The organism is Paenibacillus sp. 01T442 (assembly GCF_056398345.1).
The window spans coordinates 144,452-169,437 of the sequence record NZ_JBFTPF010000009.1; the positions used below are offsets into that span (position 1 = coordinate 144,452).

The following is a 24,986-nucleotide window of genomic DNA, read 5'->3' on the forward strand; positions in this document are numbered from 1 at the left end:
GGGCTGATTAGCTCCCTCTTTTCCATTTTTCTAATTCTGATGTAAGATGGAAGCAAACGTGGATGCTTACGATGTCAGTTTTCTGGCGAAAACTTTAAGGAGGTAATATCATGAGAATGGTTGATTTAATACATAAGAAACGTGTTGGTGAAGCGTTAAGTGAACAGGAAATTACGTTTATCATCAATGAATATACCGCGGGGAGTATTCCTGATTATCAAATGTCCGCCTTCTTGATGGCGACCTTTCTAAACGGAATGACAGATGAAGAAACGTCATTCCTTACACTCGCGATGGCAGGATCCGGTGAAATGATTGATTTATCTGCGATTGCTGGTGTGAAAGTGGATAAACATTCGACGGGGGGCGTAGGAGATAAAGTTAGCCTCATCGTAGGTCCAGTTGTGGCTTCGCTCGGAATACCTGTTGCCAAGATGTCAGGTAGAGGGCTAGGGCATACAGGTGGTACGTTAGATAAATTGGAGTCCATTCCAGGTTTTCAAATCGAGTTGTCGAAGGAAGCCTTTATTGAAGCGGTTAACACGAATAAAATTGCCATTGTTGGACAGAGTGGCAATCTGGCTCCAGCAGATAAGAAAATCTATGCCTTACGTGATGTAACGGCAACGGTGGATTCGATCCCATTGATCGCTAGCTCTATCATGAGTAAGAAAATAGCTTCTGGCGCTGAAGCGATTGTATTGGATGTGAAAATTGGCTCTGGTGCTTTTATGAAAACGGTCGAGGATGCAAGAGTACTTGCTCGTACAATGGTCGATATCGGAACTCGTCTGAATCGGAAAACAATTGCGATGATTACCGATATGGATCAGCCGCTTGGCCGCGAAATCGGAAATGCGAATGAAATTCGGGAATCTATCGATGTACTGCGCGGAGCAGGAGACAAGGAGCTAACGGAGGTTGCGATTTCTGTTGCGGCATATATGGCAGTCCTCGGTAAGGTATTTACCTCCTTTGAGGAGGCACAGGAAGCTGTTCGTGACATCATCTCCAAGGGGAAAGCATTGGATACGTTCAAGCGCTTTATTGCCAGCCAAGGCGGCGACTCGCGTATTGTTGATCAGCCAGAGTTATTGCCAACGGCAGCTTATCATATCGAGGTTACTGCCCAACTAGATGGTTTCATTAACGAGATTCAAGCGGAAAATATCGGTATCGCAGCGATGGTTCTTGGCGCGGGCCGTGCGAAGAAGGAAGACTTGATTGATTACGCGGTAGGACTGACGTTGAATAAGAAAATAGGGGATGCCATTCAAATAGGGGAATCCATTTGTACCATCCATGCGAATCGTCTCGATGTAGCTGAGGTTGAAGTGATGATTCTAGATGCCTATAAGATCACGTCAACTCAGCCTGCACCGAAGCAATTAATTTATGATGTAATCGAATAGCAGACGTAGAGAACGAGCACTTTCCTAACGGAAGGTGTTTTTTTTCGTTCTGGGTTATTTTCACCGTCATGGAATAATTTAGAGGAATTTCGTCAACACTGATTAGCAGTCATTCATGCTGCAAAATGCCAAAACTTTCACTTCATACATCACAGGAGGGGTACAATTGCTATGCGAAAAAAAGGGCTAATCAGTTTCATTTGTTTACAATTAAGTGTGATGCTGGTTCTGCCAGCGATTTATGCGGCGGAAACCAAGGTACAACCCGTGGATCTAACACCGAATGCGCTATCAGCTGTTCTCATGGATGCGGACACCGGCACGGTGATTGCGGAGAAAAATAAGGATGCCAAACTTCCTCCAGCAAGTATTACGAAAATCATGACCATGCTTTTGATCATGGAAGCAGTCGACAAGGGCACCATCAAAATGGATGAAAAAGTCAGCGTTAGTGATTATGCGGCTTCCATGGGAGGCTCACAGATCTTCTTAGAGCCTGGTGAACAAATGTCAGTTCAAGAGATGCTGAAGGGCATCGCAATGGCTTCTGGAAATGATGCTTCTGTCGCGATGGCTGAGAAAATTGCCGGTTCTGAAGAGAATTTTGTTGCCATGATGAATGAACGAGCAGGTCAACTCGGGATGAAGAATACCCATTTCTCTAATTGTAATGGACTTCCTGTGGCTAATCACTACACAACGGCGAATGATATCGCGATTATGTCACGCGAACTTCTGAAGCACGAAGGGATTACGAATTTTACAGGTGCTTACCAAGATTATTTACGTAAAGACTCACCTAAGCCATTCTGGCTTGTAAATACAAATAAATTAGTGCGTTTTTATAGCGGAGCCGATGGATTGAAAACTGGCTATACGAGTGAAGCCAAATTCTGTTTGTCAGCTACAGCTAAGCGAGATAATTTACGTGTTGTTGCTGTTGTACTTGGTGAACCTAATACCAAAACGCGAAACGCGGAAGTAACGAAGTTGTTTGATTATGCTTTTGCGCAATATACGAATTATCCATTGTTCAAAACAGGTGATAGTTTGGGCAGCTTCACGATAAATAAGGGCCAAGTATCGACAGTGCCGTTAGTTGCAAGACAGAATTATAGCATATTGATGAAAAAAGGGACGGACACGGCAAATATCCGACATGAATTGCAGTTGGATCCAAGCTTGAGAGCACCTGTAAGCGAAGGGCAACCGATTGGTAAAATCATGGTCTACAATGGGGATAATGTCTTAGCGGAATACCCTTTAGAGTCTCCGCAAACTGTTGATAAAGCTACTTGGTGGAAGCTGTTTAAGCGGACAACGTCGGAGTTATTTACGACGAATTAATGCGGAAAACAGCGAATAGAAGTTGATGTGATCGTATATTTTGCCTTCTTTTAGCGGTTTTCTTCTAGTTTTGTCGGGTGGCAGGAATTGCTAACTCAGTTGTAGAAACTAGTGTTCATGACCTGAAGGGAGTGAACATATTGGGCATGCAAATTGAGTTTGAGCAAGGCAGAAGAGCGCTGATTGTTAGATTGAAGGGTGAACTTGACCATCATGCAGCAGATAGTGTAAAGGCGAGAATGGAGGATGCCATTGCGAAGGAGCAAACGCATCACCTCATTCTTAGTTTGAAGGACCTCTCCTTCATGGATAGCTCAGGTCTAGGCGTCATTCTTGGCCGTTATAAGCAAATCACAAGCAAAGGCGGCAAAATGGTCGTCTGTGATGTCTCACCAGCTGTTTATCGCTTGTTCGAGCTTTCGGGGATGTTTAAGATCGTTTCGATTCAAGATAACGAACGTAATGCAATGTCCAGTTTGGAGGTTGCTTTATGAGTGAACGAAACTTTATGACCTTGCAGTTTGCCAGCCGATCTGAGAATGAAGCTTTTGCACGGGTAGCAGTGGCTGCATTCGTTTCGCAGTTAGATCCAACTTTAGATGAATTGACGGATATCAAAACGGTTGTTTCAGAAGCCGTAACGAATTCGATTATACATGGCTATAACAATAATAAGGATGGTGTCATTACCATTTCAGCTGAAATTGATGATGACACGATTCGTTTAACGATTGAGGACAAGGGCGAAGGTATTGCTGATTTAGAGCAAGCGAAAGAGCCCTTGTACACGTCAAAACCAGAGCTCGAACGTTCTGGGATGGGCTTTACAATTATGGAAAATTTCATGGACGAAGTGGAAGTTGTGACGGCCGTCGGAATCGGAACGAAAATAAACATGTTGAAGCGAATTGAATCTAAAAAAGCTTTATACAATTAGGGGTAGGATCTATGGATGTTGATCTGAAGCATGCTTCTCATAGTTATTTAGACGATTCGGAAGTCAAACGGTTAATCGCCCTCAGCCAATCCGGAGATGGACTCGCTAGAGAAACACTTGTCAGCTGCAATATCCGTTTGGTGTGGTCCGTGGTTCAGCGCTTTTTGAACCGTGGTTACGAAGCCGAAGACTTGTTCCAGATCGGGTGCATTGGACTACTCAAGTCCGTCGACAAATTCGATCTATCGTATGATGTCAAATTCTCAACCTATGCTGTCCCGATGATTATCGGGGAAATCCAGCGGTTTCTGCGGGATGATGGCACATTAAAGGTAAGCCGCTCACTGAAGGAGCTTGCGAACAAAATTCGCAAGACGAAGGATGAGCTTTCGAAGCGCTTGGGAAGGCTTCCTACGATCAAAGAGGTTGCCGAGGAGCTTATGATTACGCCGGAGGAGGTCGTGTTCGCTCAAGAGGCGAATAAACCACTCTCGTCGATTCATGAGACCGTGTTTGAGAACGATGGAGACCCCATCACGCTTATGGACCAAATTTCGGATGAATCCGGGGAGAAATGGTTTGAGAAGCTAGCCTTGAATGAGGCGATTGGGACGCTCTCAGAGCGTGAAAGACTTATTGTTTATCTCCGCTATTTCCGTGATCAGACGCAGTCGGAGGTTGCAAGCAGACTAGGCATATCTCAGGTGCAGGTATCGCGTTTGGAGAAAAAGATTCTGCAATCAATTAAAGATCAGATTGCACAATAATTAATTGTTGTATACGTAACAACGCGCTGGTATAAACCGTGCTCCTTATGGGAGGACGGTTTTTCAGTGCATATACATATAGCCGCTAATTTCCCATGAGTAAGAATCAATCAGGGGGATGAGCGGCTTGTTCCTTATACCACCGAACTCTTTTCTAACGTACCGAATGACGGTCAACCGCATAAAATCTGACGCAGTATATCCCGCATAAACCAACGAGGGAATATACGATACGACTTAACCCTGAAGATTCACGGTGTGAATCTCCCCCAAGTAGAGCAGAAACTAAATCCCATTCGAAAAGCCCAACTAGAAGCCAATTCAGCGCACCAATGATGACGAGTGTTAACGCGAATTTTGCCATGTTATCACCTTCTTTATATGGAATAAGTAATCGTATTCCCTATTTAACATGCCTTGCCATATCCATCTTTATGCATGGAGAATTTACCAAATCTCGAATGGATTACACGAAGGAAAGATTTTGCATACTATTCCTATACATGGATGACTGCAGACAGAATTGACATTGTTAAGCTCTGAGAGGGGTGAACCATGGACCGGGTAATTAATAAATATTTATACATCCGTCTGCGCCGCAAAGCGCGCGTTCGCAAGGGGCAGATCGTGAGACTGCACCATATTGCACAGCTATTTGTGGAGCCTGAATATGAACAAGCTCTGAACGAATTGATTATTCATCAACCCCAGCAAGAGGATGGAAATCGCGTGCTCATCGATATGCTATTAATCATTCGTAAAGTAAAGAAATGTTTTCCTGAGCTGCAAGTTGAACATTTTGGTGAACCGCACGTACTGCTTGAAATATACACCGATAATAAGAAATCAAATCCGCTTCTCATCGTAATCGTATGGTTGCTTTTATTTATTGGATCAGGGCTGGCGATCATGAATTTCCATGCTGACGTGTCCATGCTAGTCGTCCATCAGCGTATTTATGAATTGATGACGGGTAAAAAGGTCGATCATCCGCTCATTTTACAAATTCCCTATTCAATTGGCATCGGAGCAGGGATGGTACTTTTCTTTAACCATCTGTTTAAAAAGAAATTCAACGAAGAGCCGAGCCCATTAGAAGTTGAGATGTTTATGTATCAAGAAAACATTAATCATTATGTAATCACAGAAGAATACTCGAAAATCAATGAAGAAGGAGACGCGAAGTGATTACGTTGCTCGGGGAAGCTTTACTAACCGCTTTTATCGGATTAGCTGGAGGTATTGCAGTTGGGAGCGGCATGGTTGCCTTCCTAGTCGTTCTGGATATCATTCCTAGGTTAGCCCAAATCACACGATCATTCTCCAAAATCCACGCTTATGAAGCAGCGGTTGTACTAGGTTCACTCGTGTTTACTTGGGTTGATTTCAGTGATATGCATATGCATTTATTTCCAATGGGCGCAGCGTTATTTGGTCTATTTGCAGGTTGCTTCGTTGGATTACTAGCTGCAGCGCTGACTGAAATCGTCAATGTGCTGCCGATTTTGGCTAAACGAGTAGGAATGGATTCCTATCGAATTGTGTTATTAATGGCCATGATTTTCGGGAAAGTTATTGGTTCCTTGTTTGAATGGTTAATTTACTAAAGGGCGGAGGAAGGTGGCGCACCAATGAAGTTTATCGTTAGAAATGGTCAACAAAGCGATGAGGAGCAAGAACAAGAGTCACAAGATGAGTTCACACAAGAAAAGCAAAGTAGTCAAGATAGTCAAGATGAGAAGCTTGCCGTTGATGAGGAAGGTAATCTCTCAGTCTACAATCCGCTTACGAATATGACACCAGAAGAAAAGGCACTGAAGATTCAAGAAGATATTCCGAAAAGCCTTCGAGAAGTACAGCGGGTATTGGAAGAACGAGTCGGTTTGAATCGGAGTTTCGATCTAGTGATGAGAGAGATGGTGTTTGGCGCTAAACGCGTTGGCATCTTCTACTGTAATGGGTTCGTGAAAGATACCGTGTTGACGGATATTATCACTCGACTGACCTATGCAGATAGTGATGCGGTAGCCCACCATACGTTGGAAACATTTATTGAAAAATTAATTCCACATATTCAAGTGAAGCATTATACGAAAATGTCTGAGATTGTTGGACAGGTGTTAATGGGTGGGACCGCCTTTTTTATCGAAGGCGTAACAACGGCCATTACGGTTGATGCAAAAAGTTTTCCAATCCGATCTATTGCTGAACCAGATCTAGAGCGTGTCGTCAGAGGTTCGCGCGACGGTTTTGTAGAAACGCTGTTGACGAATGTTACCTTGGTTAGACGCCGCATTCGTGATGAGCGATTTAAACTAGAAATCATGCAGATTGGCAAGCGTACGAAGACAGATGTTTGTATCGGATATATTAACGATATTGCGGATGCGACACTCGTCCAAGAAATTAAAGATAAGATGAAACAAGTGGAGATTGATGGATTGCCTTTAGGAGAGAAACAATTAGAGGAGATGATTGTGAATAAGGGTTGGAATCCGTATCCCATGGTGCGTTATTCAGAAAGGCCGGATGTTGTCTCTGCCCATCTACTAGAGGGTCATGTCTGTGTGTTTGTGGATACTTCTCCAAGTGTCATGATCTTGCCGACGACTTTTTTTCATCATGTACAGCATGCAGAAGAATATCGAAATACACCTTTTATAGGTACGTATTTGAGGTGGGTACGTTTTGCAGGCATTATGATGTCGATCTTTTTGCTGCCTCTCTGGTATCTGATGGTAATGGAGCCTTCATTAAAGCCAGCGGGTCTTGAATTCCTTGGCCCGCAGAAGGATGGTACGCTGCCGCTCCTCATTCAGTTCCTGATTGCAGATATCGGAATAGATCTCATGCGGATGGCGGCCGTACATACTCCTTCACCGCTAGCAACCGCGATGGGCTTGGTGGCCGCGATTTTAGTCGGAGACATTGCAGTAAAGACAGGGCTCTTTATCAACGAAGTGATCCTCTACCTTGCACTTGCTTCAATCGGTATGTTCGCTACACCAAGCTATGAGTTAGGTTTAGCTAATCGAATCGTGAGGCTAGCGCTGTTAATAATTGTGTCTATTTTTGGAGTTCCTGGGTTTGTGATTGGTTCCACATTATGGCTTATTATGTTGGCTTCAAAGAAATCCTACAATGCCCCCTATATGTGGCCGTTTATTCCATTTAATGCCAAAAGCTTTTTCTCCATCCTGCTGCGTCGTCCAGTATTGGCAAGCAAAACAAGGCTTAGCATAACGAAGCCAATTGATGGTACCCGTCAATCTAAAACATAGCGTATGGAAAGGGCTGAAATTATTCAGCCCTTTTTTGTTGTTCTAGGCGCATGTATTGTCAAATAGATGTGCGCTATGGTACTTTTATAAGTATGTATGCGACCTCTTTAGCGGAATTTGGCATAGGGAAGGTTCAAGTAGAGAGGGGAAAATATAGCTATGTATTTACATGGTACCAGTAAATTAAATGATCTAGGCCACCTCGAAATTGGCGGTGTCGATACGACGAAGTTGGTAGCCGAATTCGGCACACCTCTCTATGTTTTCGATGAGACACTTGTTCGTCAGCGTTGTCGAGAGTTCGTTGAAGCTTTTGAAGCTTCTGAGCTGAAATTTCAAGTAGCCTATGCAAGTAAAGCGTTTTGCGTGATGGCCATGTGCCGAATTGTAGAAGAAGAAGGTATGTCCTTGGATGTTGTATCCGATGGCGAGCTGTATACAGCGCTTCAAGCGGGCTTCCCAGCAGAACGTATTCACTTCCACGGGAATAACAAAACCATTTCCGAGATGGAAATGGCCATTGATGCCAAAATTGGATGTTTCGTCGTAGATAACTTTATCGAGCTACAAATGCTAAATGCAATTGCAACTGAGAAACGCCAAAAGGTGAAAATTTTATTGCGGATTACGCCAGGTGTAGAGGCGCACACGCATGAATATATTTCAACAGGCCAGACGGATTCCAAATTCGGCTTCGATTTGGGGAATGGATCTGCATTCCGCGCGATTGAGGAGGCTTCACAGCTTTCCAATTTAGAACTTTTGGGCATCCATTCACATATTGGTTCACAGATATTTGAAGTCGAAGGGTTCCGAATTGCGGCTGAGAAAATGGCCGAATTTGCGATTCATGTCCGCACTGAATTAGATGTTACGTTCAAAGTAATTAACCTGGGCGGTGGCTTCGGAATTCGTTACGTGAGTGAAGATACACCTCTGCCTGTAGCTGTGTATGTGAAGGCTATTACAGATGCTATTAAAACGAATTTCGGCAGCAACGGCTATCCGCTACCGGAAATTTGGGTTGAACCGGGTCGTAGCATCGTAGGCGATGCAGGGACAACGCTTTACACGGTCGGCACAACGAAGGATATTCCCGGTGTTCGTAAGTATGTGGCTGTAGATGGCGGTATGACTGACAATCCACGTCCTGCCCTATACGAAGCTGTATACGAAGCGGGTCTCGCGAACCGCGCTGCAGAGCAGCCAGCTGAAGTTGTTTCGATTGCCGGCAAATGCTGTGAAAGCGGCGATATGTTGATCTGGGATGTGAATCTGCCGAAGGTAGCTGCAGGTGATATTCTGGCGGTATCGAGCACAGGAGCTTACAATTACTCGATGGCTAGCAACTATAACCGTATTCGCAGACCGGGTGTTGTTTTTGTCAAAGACGGCCAAAGCGACCTTGTCGTGAAACGTGAATCCTTTGATCAAATCGTAGGGAATGACGTAATTCCAGCTAGAATGAAACAAGTCAGCAAGACGGTTTAATCGTAGTATGAAATCAGCAGGAGGCCCCTAGTTATGCAGGGTTCCTCCTGCTGTTTGTGTAATGCAGCCATTCATAGTAGAATAAGATATTATTTCCTAAAGGAGTGAACCACATAATGGCAAAACAAGCAAAAATTCAACTAGCAGGTGGCGGAGAGGTTGTTATCGATCTTTTTGAGAAAGATGCACCGAACACTGTCGCTAACTTTGAAAAACTAGCAAACTCCGGTTTCTACAACGGACTTGTTTTTCACCGCGTAATCCCAGGATTCGTAGCACAAGGTGGTTGCCCAACTGGAACAGGAACTGGTGGCCCTGGTTACCAAATCAACTGTGAAATCAACCCGAACAAACATGAGCGCGGCTCCCTAGCGATGGCGCATGCTGGTCGTAACACAGGCGGAAGTCAATTCTACATCGCATACCAACCGCAACCACATTTGGATGGCGGACACACGGTGTTCGGTAAAGTATCCAAAGGTATGGAGCTTGTTGATGCATTCAAAGGCAAAGACAAAATGGAAAAAGTAGAAGTTGTAGAAGTATAATTTCTGTCATATGAACTGCTCAGACTTAGGTCTGGGCAGTTTTTGTATTTGTGCGTGACGCGAGGGTCTGGAGCGTTGGCAAAAGCATGGATTTACTGTGCCGAGTGGTGCTATGTATTTAGAGCCTAAGCGCAAATAGATGGATTTTCTGTAGTTAATTATTTAGTTTTCTTGAGAATAAGCCAATTAGATGGATTTCCTGAAGTTATTTTCGAGCATATTTAAGGAAATGAGTGTTTTGAGGAGATTTAGCTGGATATTTTCCATCTAATTGGAATATTTGATGGAATTCATCTGGATTAGCTGTATATTTTACAGGTAAGTTGTGATGTGTAGAGTGAAGTAAGCAAGTAGAGTACCCGAACCAGACTGTCAGCAGCCAACCTTCAAGAGCCCCAAAGAGCGAACCGCAACCGCAACCCCAAGAGCGAACCCCAACCCCAACCATACAAATTAGCTACTCAACAAATCAACTCATCAGTAGTTCGTAAGCACCTCAACAATCCAGCTCACAAGTAACTTAACAATGCTATTGCCTAACTACCCAGCAACTTCTCCAACGCAGATAAACCCTTTCCAACTCATCAAAGGTTGTTATATCAAGTCAAGCAGAACCTATCTGAACGCGGATACGTCAAACTTAAAAAGGGAATACGTATGAAAGGTGATGTCGGTTTGAAAAAGAAATGGTTACTTTATGTAGGAACAGGTATAGGGTTGGCTATACTCTGTCTATTCACTCTGACAGGAAGAGAGAAGCCGACAGTCAATGTTCAAAGCCCGCAACATGTCTCCTTGATATCTGATGTAGTTGTAGCTAAAACGCCCTCAGAAACGGTGAGGCGGCCTTTGATGGAACAGCTTAGAATAGAGCTAAGCCATGTAGCTGAACCTATTCCTGATCTGACGGAATGGCTTCAAATACGAGTATCGCCATATGATTCTCAGAAAGTGGCCTTAGATGTCATCCAGACTGATTTGGATCAAGATGGGGTTTCGAATGAATGGGTAGCTGTGTTAATTGAGGATATTCGGGATGAGCAAACAGGCTTGGAACAGGAACGAAAGTCTTATGGGGTAATCATTGATTATGAGGATAGCCGGTACACCCTTCAATATTTGAATTTCACATCTGCGAATAACGGCCGAGCAAACGTCATGACCATTGCTGATCTTACAGGTGATAGCAAGCCAGAGATTGTTTGGGTATCCATAAATAGCGGCGCACACACTACTTTTTCCGAATATGCTGTGTCATCATGGGTAGGTAGAAAACTTGAAACATACACGGGAACGGCTCTGATAGCCAGTGTATCCAAAGCGGATATTCGAGATAGGAAGCTTCAACTGACAGGTGGGTTAATCGGTTCAGTTGGAGCGGGACCGTGGCAGCAGGAATTCACGGAGACGTATGCGATTGTTGAAAATACTCTCAAACGTACTGAGCGAGTCTATGTGCAAACACCTACACCGTATCATCGACTGATAAGTGGCATGTGGGCTGAGTCGTACGGATACAGGGAGCAGGCGTTACGTGATTATTCAGAAGCCATCGAGATGCAAGCCGTGTCTAATCATGACTATGCTTTTATTTTTGAAGGCGAGTGGGTACAAGGTGGGATAAATCCCGATAAGGAAGCAGAGTTTAGCAGTACAATCAAACGTTTTTCACTGCTGCGGAAGGAACTTTTAACAGAGATGTCCAGAGGAGTTGACCCTCGAAACGCTTGCGTATCGGCCAAGAAGAAAGCTGGCTTCGACATGGCTTGGTTGACGTATCTGAATGCACCCGCAGGCTATGCAAATCCTCATTGGGAAGAAGGAACGATTTGCTCAGATATTGCTTTATTAGAACAATGAATTCATAGTAAATTCAACAAGGATGAGTTCCAAATCCATTAATTCCGACAAGTTTTATCAGAAAAAATGAAAAAAGACCTTGCAATTTTCATGCGTGAGTGATAAATTTTTGTGTAATAAAGAAATTAGTAGCTAAGGTTTAGTTATTAATCTCTTTTATAGTATGCAAAACCTTCGGGGCGTGGTGAAATTCCACACCGGCGGTGATTCGTACTCATGTACGTGTACATGGTTGCGATCAGTCCGTGACCCGTTGTGAAGCTAGCGGTACCTGACAACAGCTTCGCTACGGTTGACCTGGTGGAACTCCGGGACCGACAGTATAGTCTGGATGGGAGAAGGAAAATGCGAATGTCATTTCGCTAGCATGCTTGTTCATTTTTTCACATTAATCTAAATTCGGCAGGTCTGTCCAAAAGGGCTACCTCGTCGGTATTGTTTGATTTGATCAAAAATGTGACAAGCGTAACAGCAGGAGTTTATTCGTGTTATCTAAACAATCTCTGGCCCCCATCCGTAAGCGGAAGGGGCTTTTTTGCATTAGAATCAAGGATTGAGTTAAGAAGGCGGTGATCATCCATGGAGCTGTTGAATGACGAAACCTATATGAGACTTGCGCTTCAGATGGCAGAGCGCGCACTTGGACAAACGGGAATCAATCCTGTAGTTGGCTGTGTTCTTGTCAAAGAGGGCCGCATTGTTGGCATGGGTGCACATTTGAAGCGCGGAGAGGGGCATGCAGAGGTCTTGGCCTTGCGTATGGCGGGCGAGGAAGCTAAGGGGAGTACAGCTTATGTGACCTTGGAGCCCTGCAGTCATCATGGCAAAACACCGCCATGCTGCGACCGCCTCATCGAAGCTGGTGTGACTCGTGTTGTCGTGGCTACCACGGATCCGAATCCGGTAGTTGCTGGGACGGGAATCGCCAAGCTGCGCGCGTATGGATTGGAAGTGAGCGTAGGCTTGCTAGGTGAAGAATCCGCGAAGCTGAACGAGGTTTTCAACAAATTCATCGTCTCGCGTATGCCTTTTGTGACGATGAAGACCGCGAGCACCCTGGACGGCCGCATCGCTTCCAAAACCGGCGACAGCAAGTGGATTACATCCGCGGAGTCGCGAGCTTTTGTTCATACCCTGCGCCATCGGCACCAGGGTATCCTCGTCGGCGTGCAGACCGTCATCGCCGACGACCCGCAGCTGAGCACGCGCGGCGACGTACCGGCTGTGCAGCCGGTACGCATCATCGCGGACTCGCAGCTGCGAGTCCCGCTCGGCGCCCGCGTGCTCACCGAACAGGATCGTCAGCCGACGATCCTGCTCGCGAGCGCACAGGCGCCCGCAGAGCGCCGTGCCGCGCTGGAAGCGCGCGGCATTACGGTCCTCACCTGCGGGGACGGCCCGCAGGTGGATCTGATGCTCGCCATGCAGCAGCTCGGCGAGCGCGAGATCGGCTCCATCCTCCTCGAGGGTGGAGGCCGCTTGAACGGCGCCATGCTGGAGCGGCGCCTGATTGATAAGCTGGTGCTGATGTTTGCGCCGAAAATTATCGGCGGGGGCCAGGCAGCACCTGCGAACATCCACTTCGACGGCTACGCGAAGATGGATGATGCTATAACGCTCGACCGACTGCGTGTCGAGCAATTCGGACCGGATATTTGTATAACCGGTTATCCGTTGTATAAGAGCTAGAGAACGGAGGAGTGGCATGTTTACCGGCATTGTTGAAGAAATCGGCCACATGCGCCGCATTCATAGTGGAGGGCAAGCCATGGTGCTGACCATTGGCGCCAAAAAAATACTGGAAGACGTCCATTTAGGGGACAGTATTGCCGTTAATGGTGTGTGTCTCACCGTCATTTCGTATGACAGTGATTCCTTCTCCGTTGATGTGATGCCTGAAACGTATCGGAAGACGAATCTACGGAAGCTACAATCGGGCACGCGAGTTAATTTGGAGCGGGCGATGGCGGCGAACGGTCGATTTGGCGGACATATTGTCCAAGGTCATGTGGATGCCACAGCAACGATCCTATCCCGCATACCGGAAGAGAATGCCGTTGTGTACCGGTTCGCACCGGAGAATCCGCATATATTCCGCTACATCATTCCAGGTGGTTCCATCACGATCGACGGGATTAGTTTGACGGTTGTAGATGTCACAGAAAGCGATGTTTCCGTTTCGATTATCCCGCATACACTTGCGCAAACGGTTCTCCATGACAAAAAAGCCGGAGATACAGTCAACATTGAATGTGATGTTCTTGGCAAATATATGGAACGACTGCTCAAATTCGGTCCTTCTGATACTTCTGCTCACGGAAACGGAGAGCCTAAGAAAAGTAAGCTGACCGCAAGCTTTTTAGCAGATAATGGCTTTATGTAAGTTAGGAGAGGTGTATATGACACAACCCATTCGGTTCAATACGATTGAAGAGGCTATTACGGATCTAAAATTAGGTAAAGTAATTATTGTCGTAGATGATGAAGATCGGGAAAATGAAGGTGACTTTATCGCCCTTGCTGATAAAACGACACCAGAAGTGATCAACTTCATGATTAAAGAAGGTCGTGGGCTCGTCTGCACACCGATTACCGAAGACAGAGCCAAAGAACTTGATCTGCCTCCAATGGTAGCGCGCAACACCGATTATCACGGTACAGCTTTCACGGTTTCTGTTGATCATACAGATACAAGCACAGGGATTTCAGCTCATGAGCGTTCCAGAACGATTCAAGGGTTAATCGATCCGTCCACGAAACCACAGGATTTCCGCAGACCAGGTCACATTTTCCCTTTGATTGCCAAAAAAGGCGGTGTACTTCGCAGAGCAGGCCATACAGAAGCAACGATCGACTTGGCTATTCTTTGTGATTCGTATCCGGCAGGCGTTATTTGTGAAGTTATTAAAGAAGATGGTACCATGGCAAGAGTGCCGGATCTGATGGAAATTGCAGCGAAGCATGAGCTTAGCATCATTACGATCCAAGACCTTATTCAGTATCGCAATCAACAAGAAAAGTTGGTGAAGCGCGAGGTTGAAGTGGATCTGCCAACGGATTTTGGAACATTCAAAGCGATTGCTTATACGAATCAATTGGATGATAAGGAACATGTAGCTTTAGTTAAAGGGACCATTGACCCTTCCAAACCAACTTTGGTGCGCGTCCATTCGGAGTGTTTGACAGGTGATGTGTTCCACTCTCATCGTTGTGATTGTGGTCCGCAGCTCGATGCAGCACTAAAACAGATTGATGAAGAGGGCAATGGTGTATTATTATATATGCGACAGGAAGGTCGCGGTATTGGCTTAATCAATAAATTGAAGGCCTATGTCCTCCAAGAGCAGGGATTAGACACCGTAGAAGCGAATATTAAGCTTGGATTTGCTCCAGATCTTCGTGATTATGGCATTGGTGCACAAATTCTCAAAGATCTAGGCATCACGAAACTTCGTTTGTTGACGAATAATCCGCGTAAAATCAAAGGCTTAGAAGGCTATGGCCTTGAAGTAGATGAGCGCGTTCCGATTCAGATGGAGAGCAAGAAAGATAACCTTAGTTATTTGCAAACCAAGCAACAGAAGCTTGGCCACATGCTTACTTTTATCGATGTAGGCAAGGGCATTTAATTTTTGTATAGTAATCTAAATCACATACAAATACGTTTCAACAGAAAAGGAGATTCTTACCATGGCTACGATTTATGAAGGACATTTAATTTCGCAAAATTTAAAATACGGGATCGTTGTTGGACGTTTCAATGAATTTATTACTTCCAAACTGCTAGGCGGTGCACAAGACGCGCTAAAGCGTCACGGTGTGGATGAAAGTGAAATTGATATCGCGTGGGTTCCAGGTGCATTTGAACTGCCTCTTATCGCGCAAAAAATGGCCGAAAGCGGCAAGTATGATGCTGTCATTACCTTAGGTGCCGTTATTCGTGGTTCAACGCCGCATTTTGATTATGTGTGCAGCGAAGTGGCCAAAGGTGTTTCGGCGATTAACTTGAAAACAGGTATTCCTACAATCTTCGGTGTATTAACAACAGATTCCATTGAGCAAGCAGTTGAACGCGCAGGTACGAAAGCAGGCAATAAAGGCTGGGAAGCTGCCGTAACTGCGATTGAAATGGCGAACTTGACGAAGCAATTCTCTTCCTAATGCTGGCTTATTACCACTTGGAAACACTGCTGCCGCGGCTGTTTGCTTTCCTAATTGCTATGACCCTACATGATACAGCGCATGCAGGAGTCGCTTGGCTGCTAGGAGATCGAACAGCTCGTGATGGCAAACGATTTTCGCTTAACCCCTTGGCGCATCTTGACGTCTTGGGGTTGGCGATGATCGTCTTCGGGCCATATGGCTGGTCGAAGAAAATGCCGGTCGATTCGGACCGTTTTCCCAAGAATCGCAAACTATCGCATACCATTGTTTATCTTGCTGGGCCTCTCGCGAATCTTGTACTCGTTTTATTTTTTTGGTGGTTATATTTTTACTTGCCTGCCCTTCTTGGGGCAGCTTCGGAATCGCTCGTCGTGGAACAATGGCGTGTGTATTTACAATATTGTGTTATCGTTAACTTAATGATAGGACTCATTCATTTGTTGCCGCTCTATCCGCTTGATGGATGGTATATAATGAGAGGGCTTGTTTCGACTCGGAAACAGCGATGGCTGGACAGACAACAGATCAAAGCACTTATTCTTGTAATCGTTTTAATGGTGACCCCGATTGGACAATGGGCGCTCAGCGGAATTTATCCATACGCCGTACAGGTAATCATGCATCTTTATTCACTATGACAAGGGGAAGAACGACATGAAGGTTACATATAAGTTGGAAGCATTTGAAGGCCCCCTTGATCTATTGCTTCATCTGATTGATAAAAATGAACTCGACATTTACAATATTCCGATCAAAGAAATTACAGATCAATACCTTGGGTATGTGCAAGCGATGCAGGAACTGGAGTTAGATATAACGAGTGAATTTCTCGTTATGGCTGCTACTCTGCTCTCCATCAAAAGCAAAATGCTTCTACCTAAGCCGCCTGTCATTGAATTTGACGAATATTTTGATGATATGGATGATTCGTTAGACCCACGCGCTGAGCTCGTTGCTAAGCTAATTGAATATCGGAAATATAAATCGATTGCAGATATGCTTCGTGACAAAGAAGTGGAGCGCAGCCTCGTTTACACACGTGAACCTGAGGATTTAACACCATATCTGCCGGATCTTCATGAGAACCCGGTGGAAGGGTTAGATGTTGCTGATTTACTGATTGCTTTTCAGCGTACCTTGCGTAAGTTAGCGAACCGAAACGTAGTTGCACGGATCAGACGAGATGAGATTTCGGTAAAGGATCGGATTCGTGAAGTTGTTGATTTGCTTAAAATAAAAGGTGGCAAGCTGTTATTTTCCAAGCTGTTCGATTATGAGATGACGCGGGAAGAAATCGTCGTTACCTTTCTCGCTATCCTTGAGTTGATGAAAATGAAGAAAATCACATGCTACCAAAATCAGCTTTTTGAAGATATCGTCATTCAAGCCAAAGAGGAGGGAACTGACCTTGACACTCAACTTCCAACAGATGAAATCGATTATTGAAGGACTTCTCTTCGCCTCTGGCGACGAAGGACTAGATCTCAAGCAACTTGCTGAAGTGATGGAACTTGATGCTTATGTAATTAAAGATCTGCTGAAAGATATGCGAACAGATTTCAAACGTAAAGGGCGCGGCGTCCAAATTGTAGAGGTTGCTGGCGCCTACCAGCTCACTACTTTGGCGGAGCATGCTCCGTATTTTGAAAGGCTTGCTTATACGCCATCACGTTCCTCGCTCTCGCAAGCTGCTCTTGAAACGTTATCCATCGTTGCCTATAAACAACCTATTACACGTGTTGAGATCGAAGAGATCCGCGGCGTGAAGTGTGATCGAGCACTTGCTACATTAACGGGTAAGGATTTGATTACGGAGGTCGGGCGTGCAGATGCAGTGGGTAGACCGATTTTATATGGTACGTCCAAACAATTCTTGGAGTATTTCGGTTTAAATTCGATCCAAGAATTACCTGACTCTGCTAATTTCCAAGGTAGTTTTGATTTGGAAGAAGAAACTCGGATGCTATTCGATCGCTTAAGCGGGGATCAGAAACAATTGACCCTGGACGATGTGAGTGACGAGCACTCCGAATAAGGTCATGTTAGGTTAAAGCTTATCCATACATGCATTTCATTTCCTTTTAGAGGTCATACTAACTCCACCTGCGAGAATTCATCTTGCGTGTGGAGTTTTTCGTTCATTTTGACTAAGGAGGCGTAAGTGTTGCTGTGGGTAGGGTTGGCCGTCTTGGTTGTCATCATTGCCATTATCGTTGTGCTATGCAGCTATATGCGCGGTGAATTTTATTTCTCCCGGGTAAAAGATAATGATACGCTTACCGTGGAGATGCGAGGGTTGTTCGGGCTCGTACGATACCGTTATGTCATTCCGATCATTCAGTTCAAAGGATTCACCCAAGGGATATTAATTAAGTCAGAAAAAGTGACCCAACAAAGCGCCAAGCTGAAGGATGAAACGAGAGAACATATTACCAAGGATAAAGTCATCGCCTTTTACAAGGAAACGAAAGATGTCCTCGTGCATACGCTGAATTTATATGGTTGGATGAAGATGACCTTAGCTAAAGTAGAGTGCACAGAGCTGAAGTGGATTACTCGCGTAGGACTTGGTGATGCCCCGGAAACGGCGATAACGACGGGAGCCGTATGGGGAATCAAGTCATCGTTACTTGGCTTTACAGTCCGTTATGTGAAGTTAATTGCGAAGCCGCGCATAGATGTGATACCACAATATAATGAAAAGCAGTTTGCAACGGAGTTTCGTTTTGCTGGTCGAATCCGGGTATGGTTTGCTGTCACAGCTGGCATACGGTTGTTATACCGTGCAGCTAGAATCAAAGGAGGCATTCGAACTTGGATCCAGTTCGCATTGAAGGCGAGAGCTAGATTCAAACCTGCTTCGTGAGTTTTACATAACCCCTTGCTAGGAGGGGCATTCTAGAACTGAACCATGATAGTTCTTATGAGCTCTGAATGCTTGAGCTTTGGATGCCAGAAACGTATGGTGAAAAAACGCTAAGGAGGAATATGAAGATGTCCGAACACCCGATTCAAGGCCTCATGAAAGTCGCCATGGAAAATATAAAAGAGATGGTCGACGTAAACACAATTGTCGGTGACCCGGTTGAAACGCCAGACGGTAGTGTCATTATGCCGATCTCCAAAGTGGGATTTGGTTTCGCAGCTGGCGGTAGCGAGTTTGTGACAGACTCCGAAATTGAAATCGAAGGCGGGTCAATGGGCAGAGGCGACGCGCTCAATGCCAAAGTTGCTCTCCCCTTCGGTGGTGGTAGCGGCGGCGGGGTATCCATTACACCAATTGCTTTCCTGGTTGTTGGTAAGAATGGCGTGAAGGTCGTACCGTTAGATAATCAAACGCATATTCTGGAGCGTCTTATCGATTCTGCGCCGCAGGTCGTGGACAAGATTCAGAGTATGATCAAAGGTATGTCAGCGAAGCCACCAGTAGCTGCTTCAACCAATGTCACTAACGTCGAGAATCAGAATTTTATTGTGTAGCCTCTTGTCATTATGAGCTGTCCTTTGAGGACAGCTTTTTTTATGGAGTTCCTCAGTCGTGAGAGTTTCTTACGACCGTTTTAGCAGAAGTGGGACGCCAGTTAATCATTTTGATTAGTTGATCCTGCATGTAAGAAGGTGAATATTTGAATTCACTTTCAATCCAATGAAAAATAAGGCCAAGCAAGGCATGAATAGAGTAAATGCTCAGCAGTTCTTGATCTATTTCGTTGTCTTGATCAGGGTAGAATAATTCTTCTTGTGTGATTTTTTTTAAAGCATTAAACATCTTTTCTTTCAGTTTGGGAAGTACTTCACTTTTCATTAGCGTGGTATAAATGGAGGAATTTTGATGGAAATGATCAAATATCATAACTGATTTTGCAGGCAGTTCTTGAATGCGAAATACCTCAACATGTTCATATGGTGCACGGAAAGATTGAAGTAATTGATCAGTTAATTGGGAAATGATATCGTCAAGCAAATCTTCTTTACTTTCGTAGTTGGCATAGAATGTCCCTCGATTATAGTTAGCGAATTCTACAATTTCAGTAATCGAAATGGAAGCAAAGGGCTTTTGTGACATTAGTGCCAGCAGGGATTCTCGTAGAGCGATTTTACTTCGAACGATTCTGCGATCCGTTTTTTTAGTGATTTCTGACATTCATGTTCATTCCTTTTTTGGCGTTAGTGAACAAAATCAATCCATATGTACGTTAGTTAACAAACAAGCGTTTTTTACTGATTGTAACACTTCTGATACTCTATTATACTCCAAGTGAAGGAAGTTCTATAGGCACAATTCAGTGAGGGATTTGCACGAAAATACATGACATTTGGAGGAATTACACATGAAGCTTTCTGGAAAAGTGGCTATCGTTACAGGAGCAGCGTCAGGTATGGGTAAAGCAATTGCAGAATTGTTCGCAGCAGAAGGAGCAAAGGTAATCGTTTCAGATCTTCAGGTTGAGGCGGCGCAAACGGTTGTTGCTGGCATTGAAGCAAAAGGTGGTACAGCAATTGCTGTTGCGGCGAATGTTGCGAAAGAAGAAGATGTTGCACAAATGATTGATACGGCTGTTGAAGAATACGGTACCGTTGATATTCTCATAAATAATGCTGGTATTATGGATAACTTTGTCCCTGCAGGAGACCTTACGGACGAGCTGTGGGAACGAGTTTTCGCAATCAACACAACAGGTGTCATGCGGACAACTCGGAAAGTTCTTCCGATTTTTACAGAGAGAAAAAGCGGAGTCATCGTAAACATTGCGTCCGCAGGCGGACTAAATGGATCCAGAGCAGGTGCAGCGTATACGGCATCTAAACATGCGGTAGTTGGATTCACGAAAAACGTTGGGTTTCAATACGCGAATCTTGGTATTCGTTGTAATGCAATCGCTCCTGGCGGTGTAAGCACAAACATCGGAACAACGATTACGGCACCAAATCCTTTTGGTATGGAAAGAGCAATGGTTGGCATGGGGTTAAATCCACGAGCAGGTGAGCCGGAGGAAATTGCGAAGGTTGCTTTATTCTTGGCTTCCGACGATGCGAGCTTTGTTAACGGGACAGTAGTTACAGCGGATGCGGGCTGGACGGCCTACTAATCGCTAATTAAATAGAATAGGTAAGACTAGACGCCAAGTTGCGTTATTGAAGGCTGATCCTTAAGTAGATTTTCTACTTCTGGACGGCCTTTTTGTTTTGGGTAGTTTTCAGGACATATCCCTCGTCCACTCGCATATACTTGTACAAAGTTTCATCAGTGGATTCGATCAAAAGTGTACAAGTTCGCTCGTGTAGGAGGATAACCCAACCAATGAAAACCAAAAGCCAGTTCATCATCATTTGCTGTGCCTTGATTGGATTGTTAATTGCGCCATGGACCTATGTAGAAGCCGCGCCGCCAAGCATTCATACGAATGCGGTCGGTGCTTCGCTTGTTGATGTGGAGTCAGGACGTGTGCTTTATAGCGAAAAAGGGGACACGCCTATGCGTATAGCTAGCTTGACCAAAATTATGACAGCGATCATTGCAATTGAACAAGGCAACCTCACCAGCATGGTCAAAGTCAGCAAGAATGCTTTTGGCAAAGAAGGGTCTTCCATCTACTTGAAGCTTGGAGAAGAAATGCGACTCCACGACATGCTGTATGGTCTCATGATGCGCTCCGGTAATGACGCCGCGACAGCGATCGCTGAGCATATCGGAGGAAGCGTGGAAGGGTTCGTCTATCTGATGAACGAGAAAGCGAAAATGCTGGGAATGGATCATTCTCATTTCACGAATCCATCAGGGCTGGATGAAGGTGAAGGTCATCGCTCAAGTCCGAATGATATGGCTAAGCTCACCGCGTATGCGCTCAAGAATAGTGTATTTGCTGACATTGTATCTACAAAGCTCAAAAAAGTACCCAATCCAAATGAAGCATGGGATTATTCTTGGCTCAACAAAAATAAAATGCTTTCCATGTTCGAAGGTGCAGATGGGGTCAAAACAGGTTATACCAAGCTCGCTAAGCGCTGCTTAGTATCTTCGGCTACACGGAACGGCCAGCAACTGGTCGTTGTGACTTTGAATGATGGTGATGATTGGGCGGATCACGCGAAGCTGCTCCAATATGGCTTCAATAATTTCCCACTGCAGACACTGGTGAAGAAAGGCGATGCAATCGAAGGTACCCCTTGGGTAGCAAGCCGAACGTTCAAGTACCCACTCGCAGAAGGTGAATACGCCAGTATAACACACCAAGTTAGCTTGGTAGATCCTATGACAACGGAGTATCGGTTGGCTGAACGCGGTGCACTGCGAATATCATTGAACAATAATCTGATACAAACGATACCTATCTATGATCCAGCAAACCCGTTGATGCAAGTGCCGGAGAAAGCTACATTCTCCTATCAATCGAGCAGTCCATATAAAGAGACTTTGCTGACAAAGTATAGCTATATCTGCAGAATGCTAGTACAGGGGCTATTTAATATATCCGGCTCCATATGGGCGGATTAATGTCAAAGACGTAAGCCAAGTTGTAAGGAGTGCTGACCTATGGTGAATTGGATATGGCTATTTTTTATCGTTGTTGGTTTCCTCGTCGCAGCTATCAATGGCGATGTAGAATCCGTTACACAAGCGGCATTTGATGGGGCGAAGAATGGTGTTACCGTATGCTTCGGATTAATTAGTGTACTGGTATTCTGGATGGGCATGATGCGTATTGCGGAAGATGCAGGTATTTTGCACAAGTTGGCAAGACTTCTTCAGCCTGTCGTACGTTTCCTTTTTCCAAGTGTTCCAAAGAATCATCCCGCGCTTGGTTATATCATGTCGAACATGAGTGCTAATATCCTTGGTTTAGGTAATGCAGCCACCCCGATGGGGATTAAAGCCATGCAGGAGCTTCAAAAGCTAAATCCTAACAAAGATGAAGCAAGTACAGCCATGTCCACACTGCTTGCGCTCAATACATCAAGTATCACTTTAATCCCGACAACACTTATCGCAATAAGAATGAATTTTAATTCGATGAATCCGGCAGAAATCGTAGGTACTACACTCATTGCGACGATCATCTCCACAACAGTGGCCATATTCGTTGATAGATGGTATCGCAGATCGCGCTCACCTATCCCTCCGCTGAAAGGATGAACAGGCATGTACGCACTCGTTTCACTTATTTCGGCATGGGCCATCCCAATCATGATTGTGTTCATTCCCCTTTACGCTGCTTATCGCAAGGTTCCTGTCTATGAGTCATTTGTAGAGGGTGCCAAAGATGGCTTCGACACGGCGATCAAAATTATTCCCCACCTTGTCGGGATGATGGTCGCGATTTCCGTATTTCGTGCATCTGGTGCGATGGACTTGATGATAGGGTGGATGCGGCCATTTTTCGAAAGTATTGGTGTGCCTACAGAAGTGCTCCCTTTAGCCATTCTAAGGCCTATCACAGGAGCGGGTTCCTTAGCTTTTACCACGGATTTGATCGAGCAGTTTGGTCCGGATTCCATGATTGGGCGGATTGCTTCAACGGTACAAGGGAGCACGGATACAACTTTATATGTGATAACCGTTTATTTTGGCGCGATAGGGATTCGAAAGGCTGGATATGCGCTCAAAGTGGGATTAATTTCAGATGCTGTTGGCTTTATCGCTTCTCTTGTTATTTGTTATGTCGTATTTTCATAAATGCCAGGCACGCATTGGCACCTGAATAGCCATCATTCTGTCACCTTCTGTCAGTTATTGTGGGTTGCCGCTTGAGATTTGTGGTTAAGTCCGTTATCATTAGCTTGAGGTGAAAGCGGATAATGGAAAGACTGCAAAAGGTATTAGCCGAAGCTGGGATCGCATCCCGCCGGAAATGTGAAGAAATCATTACAGCGGGACGCGTGCAAGTGAACGGTGAAGTCGTCACGACGCTGGGTGTGAAAGTGAATACAGCTGAAGATGAAATTAGGGTTGATGGACGTGCGATAGGTCAACAGAAGAAGATCTATGTCATTTTAAATAAGCCCAAAGGTGTTATAACGAGTGCAACGGATCCCGAAGGACGTAAGGTTGTCACTGATTTCTTGCCAGGGATCAGAGAGCGTGTATATCCGGTCGGTCGACTGGATTACGATACGGAAGGCCTGCTCATTCTAACGAATGACGGAGAGTTTGCACATCTGCTTACACATCCGAAGCATCATGTACCGAAGACATACCAAGCAACTGTCAAAGGTGTGCCACACGGCACGTTATTAGATAAGCTCAAAATGGGCATACAGTTAGAAGATGGTATGACTGCGCCTGCTGAAGTCGAGTACGCAGATGTGAATATGGAGAAGAATGAGTCTGTCATTCAGATCACGATCTATGAAGGAAGAAACCGCCAAGTTAGACGGATGTTTGAGGCGATTTCGTTCCCCGTAATCAAATTAAAGCGGATTAAATTCGGTCCCATATTCTTAACAGGCCTGGCAAGAGCGAAGTATCGCCACTTGACGCCCAAAGAGGTTGAAGAGCTTAGGAACGAAGCGCTAAGGACACATAACGTTCAAAAAGGCCAATAAGAATTGGCCTTCTTTTCGTTATAATAAGGGTATAAATCGATATGCCAAAACTAACATTATCGACAAAGCGAAGGTGATTAACATTGGGTCGTAATAAGAAGTGGGTACAGATTGGGATCTTTGCAATCGTGCTCATTATTGGTGTGTTTACGATTATTACAAATTTGTCTGCTTCAGCTAGCAAGAAGTACCCGCAGCAAGGGGAGAAAGCGACTAACTTCTCCTTGGTTGGATTAGATGGTCAAACGCACGAGCTCTCTGATTACAAAGGGAAGGTTGTGCTCGTGAATTTCTGGGGTACATTTTGTCCACCATGTAAAGAAGAAATGCCTGATCTTCAGAAGCAATACGATAAGTGGAAGAGCCAAGGTGTTGTTTTCTTAGAAGTGAATGTGGACAAGAATAAAGTAACGGTCCAGGGCTTCATGGAGCAATACAAATTAAATATGCCAGTACTGCTGGATGCCAATGAAGTTGTTCGTAAATTATATGGCGTTATGGACTATCCAACAACCTTTTTCATCGGGGCAGATGGCAAAATTGCTGTGAAAAAAATTGGCCAAATGGAAGAGTCATTTATTGATGAGACGATTTCTAGCTTGGTCACTAAATCGTAATTTATAAGTCGTACGCAT

Annotated in this window: 28 protein-coding genes and 1 riboswitch; of the genes, 26 read left to right on the plus strand and 2 right to left on the minus strand. The window is 44.9% G+C overall.

Features of this window, described 5'->3' with window-relative positions:
- Window positions 1-110: 110 nt before the first annotated feature.
- From AC1DLM_RS11005 to sigF, 5 genes are all read left to right on the plus strand, one after another.
- Window positions 111-1,412 (plus strand): pyrimidine-nucleoside phosphorylase, encoded by a 1,302-nt coding sequence (locus AC1DLM_RS11005; RefSeq protein WP_441986823.1) that lies wholly within the window; start codon window positions 111-113, stop codon window positions 1,410-1,412.
- Window positions 1,413-1,583: 171 nt separating this feature from the next.
- Window positions 1,584-2,759, plus strand: a complete 1,176-nt coding sequence (locus tag AC1DLM_RS11010) for a D-alanyl-D-alanine carboxypeptidase family protein (protein WP_441986822.1) — start codon at window positions 1,584-1,586, stop codon at window positions 2,757-2,759.
- A 140-nt stretch (window positions 2,760-2,899) separates the two neighbouring features.
- Complete coding sequence (spoIIAA, locus tag AC1DLM_RS11015; protein WP_082595419.1) at window positions 2,900-3,253, plus strand: anti-sigma F factor antagonist; 354 nt, start codon at window positions 2,900-2,902, stop codon at window positions 3,251-3,253.
- Window positions 3,250-3,696 (plus strand): anti-sigma F factor, encoded by a 447-nt coding sequence (gene spoIIAB, locus AC1DLM_RS11020; protein WP_057312135.1) that lies wholly within the window; start codon window positions 3,250-3,252, stop codon window positions 3,694-3,696. The genes spoIIAA and spoIIAB overlap by 4 nt, the downstream gene beginning before the upstream one ends.
- An 11-nt stretch (window positions 3,697-3,707) precedes the next feature.
- Window positions 3,708-4,463, plus strand: coding sequence for an RNA polymerase sporulation sigma factor SigF (gene sigF, locus AC1DLM_RS11025; RefSeq protein WP_028554229.1), 756 nt, complete (start codon window positions 3,708-3,710; stop codon window positions 4,461-4,463).
- Between the two features lie 154 nt (window positions 4,464-4,617).
- Here sigF and AC1DLM_RS11030 read toward each other — a convergent pair whose 3' ends face one another.
- The gene (locus AC1DLM_RS11030; protein ID WP_441986820.1) at window positions 4,618-4,827 is read right to left on the minus strand and encodes a DUF378 domain-containing protein; all 210 of its coding nucleotides are present in this window, start codon (window positions 4,825-4,827) and stop codon (window positions 4,618-4,620) included.
- A gap of 191 nt (window positions 4,828-5,018) precedes the next feature.
- On the opposite strand from AC1DLM_RS11030, the gene AC1DLM_RS11035 reads away from it, so the two are divergent.
- From AC1DLM_RS11035 to ytfJ, 15 genes are all read left to right on the plus strand, one after another.
- Entirely contained in the window at window positions 5,019-5,651 is a 633-nt protein-coding gene (locus AC1DLM_RS11035) for a stage V sporulation protein AA (RefSeq protein ID WP_441986819.1), read from the plus strand.
- 5 nt (window positions 5,652-5,656) lie between these two features.
- Window positions 5,657-6,070 carry a stage V sporulation protein AB gene (locus AC1DLM_RS11040; protein ID WP_441987049.1) on the plus strand — a complete coding sequence of 138 codons (414 nt, stop codon included), beginning with the start codon at window positions 5,657-5,659 and terminating at the stop codon, window positions 6,068-6,070.
- Between the two features lie 24 nt (window positions 6,071-6,094).
- A complete protein-coding gene (locus AC1DLM_RS11045; protein ID WP_477569930.1) occupies window positions 6,095-7,744 on the plus strand; it encodes a spore germination protein in 1,650 nt (549 codons plus the stop codon).
- Between the two features lie 159 nt (window positions 7,745-7,903).
- Window positions 7,904-9,235 (plus strand): diaminopimelate decarboxylase, encoded by a 1,332-nt coding sequence (lysA, locus tag AC1DLM_RS11050; RefSeq protein ID WP_477569931.1) that lies wholly within the window; start codon window positions 7,904-7,906, stop codon window positions 9,233-9,235.
- 116 nt (window positions 9,236-9,351) lie between these two features.
- Window positions 9,352-9,783, plus strand: a complete 432-nt coding sequence (locus tag AC1DLM_RS11055) for a peptidylprolyl isomerase (RefSeq protein ID WP_056614545.1) — start codon at window positions 9,352-9,354, stop codon at window positions 9,781-9,783.
- Window positions 9,784-10,458: 675 nt separating this feature from the next.
- Window positions 10,459-11,643: a hypothetical protein gene (locus AC1DLM_RS11060; protein ID WP_441986816.1), complete on the plus strand. Its 1,185-nt coding sequence runs from the start codon at window positions 10,459-10,461 to the stop codon at window positions 11,641-11,643.
- Window positions 11,644-11,809: 166 nt separating this feature from the next.
- A riboswitch (FMN riboswitch) is annotated at window positions 11,810-11,990 on the plus strand.
- Between the two features lie 232 nt (window positions 11,991-12,222).
- A complete protein-coding gene (gene ribD, locus AC1DLM_RS11065; protein ID WP_441986815.1) occupies window positions 12,223-13,332 on the plus strand; it encodes a bifunctional diaminohydroxyphosphoribosylaminopyrimidine deaminase/5-amino-6-(5-phosphoribosylamino)uracil reductase RibD in 1,110 nt (369 codons plus the stop codon).
- A gap of 16 nt (window positions 13,333-13,348) precedes the next feature.
- The gene (gene ribE / locus AC1DLM_RS11070; protein ID WP_441986814.1) at window positions 13,349-14,026 is read left to right on the plus strand and encodes a riboflavin synthase; all 678 of its coding nucleotides are present in this window, start codon (window positions 13,349-13,351) and stop codon (window positions 14,024-14,026) included.
- A 16-nt stretch (window positions 14,027-14,042) separates the two neighbouring features.
- On the plus strand, window positions 14,043-15,272 hold the full coding sequence (locus AC1DLM_RS11075) for a bifunctional 3,4-dihydroxy-2-butanone-4-phosphate synthase/GTP cyclohydrolase II (RefSeq protein WP_441986813.1): 1,230 nt from the start codon (window positions 14,043-14,045) through the stop codon (window positions 15,270-15,272).
- A gap of 61 nt (window positions 15,273-15,333) precedes the next feature.
- Window positions 15,334-15,804, plus strand: coding sequence for a 6,7-dimethyl-8-ribityllumazine synthase (gene ribH, locus AC1DLM_RS11080; protein WP_057312121.1), 471 nt, complete (start codon window positions 15,334-15,336; stop codon window positions 15,802-15,804).
- Window positions 15,804-16,445, plus strand: a complete 642-nt coding sequence (locus AC1DLM_RS11085; protein ID WP_441986812.1) for a site-2 protease family protein — start codon at window positions 15,804-15,806, stop codon at window positions 16,443-16,445. The genes ribH and AC1DLM_RS11085 overlap by 1 nt, the downstream gene beginning before the upstream one ends.
- A gap of 16 nt (window positions 16,446-16,461) precedes the next feature.
- Entirely contained in the window at window positions 16,462-17,253 is a 792-nt protein-coding gene (locus tag AC1DLM_RS11090) for a segregation and condensation protein A (protein ID WP_441986811.1), read from the plus strand.
- Entirely contained in the window at window positions 17,237-17,842 is a 606-nt protein-coding gene (gene scpB / locus AC1DLM_RS11095) for an SMC-Scp complex subunit ScpB (protein WP_056614519.1), read from the plus strand. The genes AC1DLM_RS11090 and scpB overlap by 17 nt, the downstream gene beginning before the upstream one ends.
- A 126-nt stretch (window positions 17,843-17,968) precedes the next feature.
- A complete protein-coding gene (locus AC1DLM_RS11100; protein ID WP_441986810.1) occupies window positions 17,969-18,673 on the plus strand; it encodes a DUF2953 domain-containing protein in 705 nt (234 codons plus the stop codon).
- Between the two features lie 128 nt (window positions 18,674-18,801).
- Window positions 18,802-19,287 carry a GerW family sporulation protein gene (gene ytfJ / locus AC1DLM_RS11105; protein ID WP_441986809.1) on the plus strand — a complete coding sequence of 162 codons (486 nt, stop codon included), beginning with the start codon at window positions 18,802-18,804 and terminating at the stop codon, window positions 19,285-19,287.
- A gap of 52 nt (window positions 19,288-19,339) precedes the next feature.
- On the opposite strand, the gene AC1DLM_RS11110 is transcribed toward ytfJ, so the two are convergent.
- Window positions 19,340-19,951 (minus strand): TetR/AcrR family transcriptional regulator, encoded by a 612-nt coding sequence (locus tag AC1DLM_RS11110; RefSeq protein WP_441986808.1) that lies wholly within the window; start codon window positions 19,949-19,951, stop codon window positions 19,340-19,342.
- Between the two features lie 187 nt (window positions 19,952-20,138).
- On the opposite strand from AC1DLM_RS11110, the gene AC1DLM_RS11115 reads away from it, so the two are divergent.
- The 6 genes from AC1DLM_RS11115 (at window position 20,139) to AC1DLM_RS11140 (ending at window position 24,968) form a co-directional block, all read left to right on the plus strand.
- Window positions 20,139-20,897, plus strand: coding sequence for an SDR family oxidoreductase (locus tag AC1DLM_RS11115; protein ID WP_477569932.1), 759 nt, complete (start codon window positions 20,139-20,141; stop codon window positions 20,895-20,897).
- A gap of 212 nt (window positions 20,898-21,109) precedes the next feature.
- The gene (locus tag AC1DLM_RS11120; protein ID WP_441986806.1) at window positions 21,110-22,303 is read left to right on the plus strand and encodes a D-alanyl-D-alanine carboxypeptidase family protein; all 1,194 of its coding nucleotides are present in this window, start codon (window positions 21,110-21,112) and stop codon (window positions 22,301-22,303) included.
- Between the two features lie 39 nt (window positions 22,304-22,342).
- Entirely contained in the window at window positions 22,343-22,942 is a 600-nt protein-coding gene (locus AC1DLM_RS11125; protein ID WP_477569933.1) for a nucleoside recognition domain-containing protein, read from the plus strand.
- Between the two features lie 6 nt (window positions 22,943-22,948).
- Complete coding sequence (locus AC1DLM_RS11130; protein ID WP_171628854.1) at window positions 22,949-23,482, plus strand: spore maturation protein; 534 nt, start codon at window positions 22,949-22,951, stop codon at window positions 23,480-23,482.
- Window positions 23,483-23,604: 122 nt separating this feature from the next.
- The gene (locus AC1DLM_RS11135) at window positions 23,605-24,351 is read left to right on the plus strand and encodes a pseudouridine synthase (protein WP_056614495.1); all 747 of its coding nucleotides are present in this window, start codon (window positions 23,605-23,607) and stop codon (window positions 24,349-24,351) included.
- Window positions 24,352-24,434: 83 nt separating this feature from the next.
- Window positions 24,435-24,968 (plus strand): redoxin domain-containing protein, encoded by a 534-nt coding sequence (locus AC1DLM_RS11140; RefSeq protein WP_171628853.1) that lies wholly within the window; start codon window positions 24,435-24,437, stop codon window positions 24,966-24,968.
- Window positions 24,969-24,986: the final 18 nt, after the last annotated feature.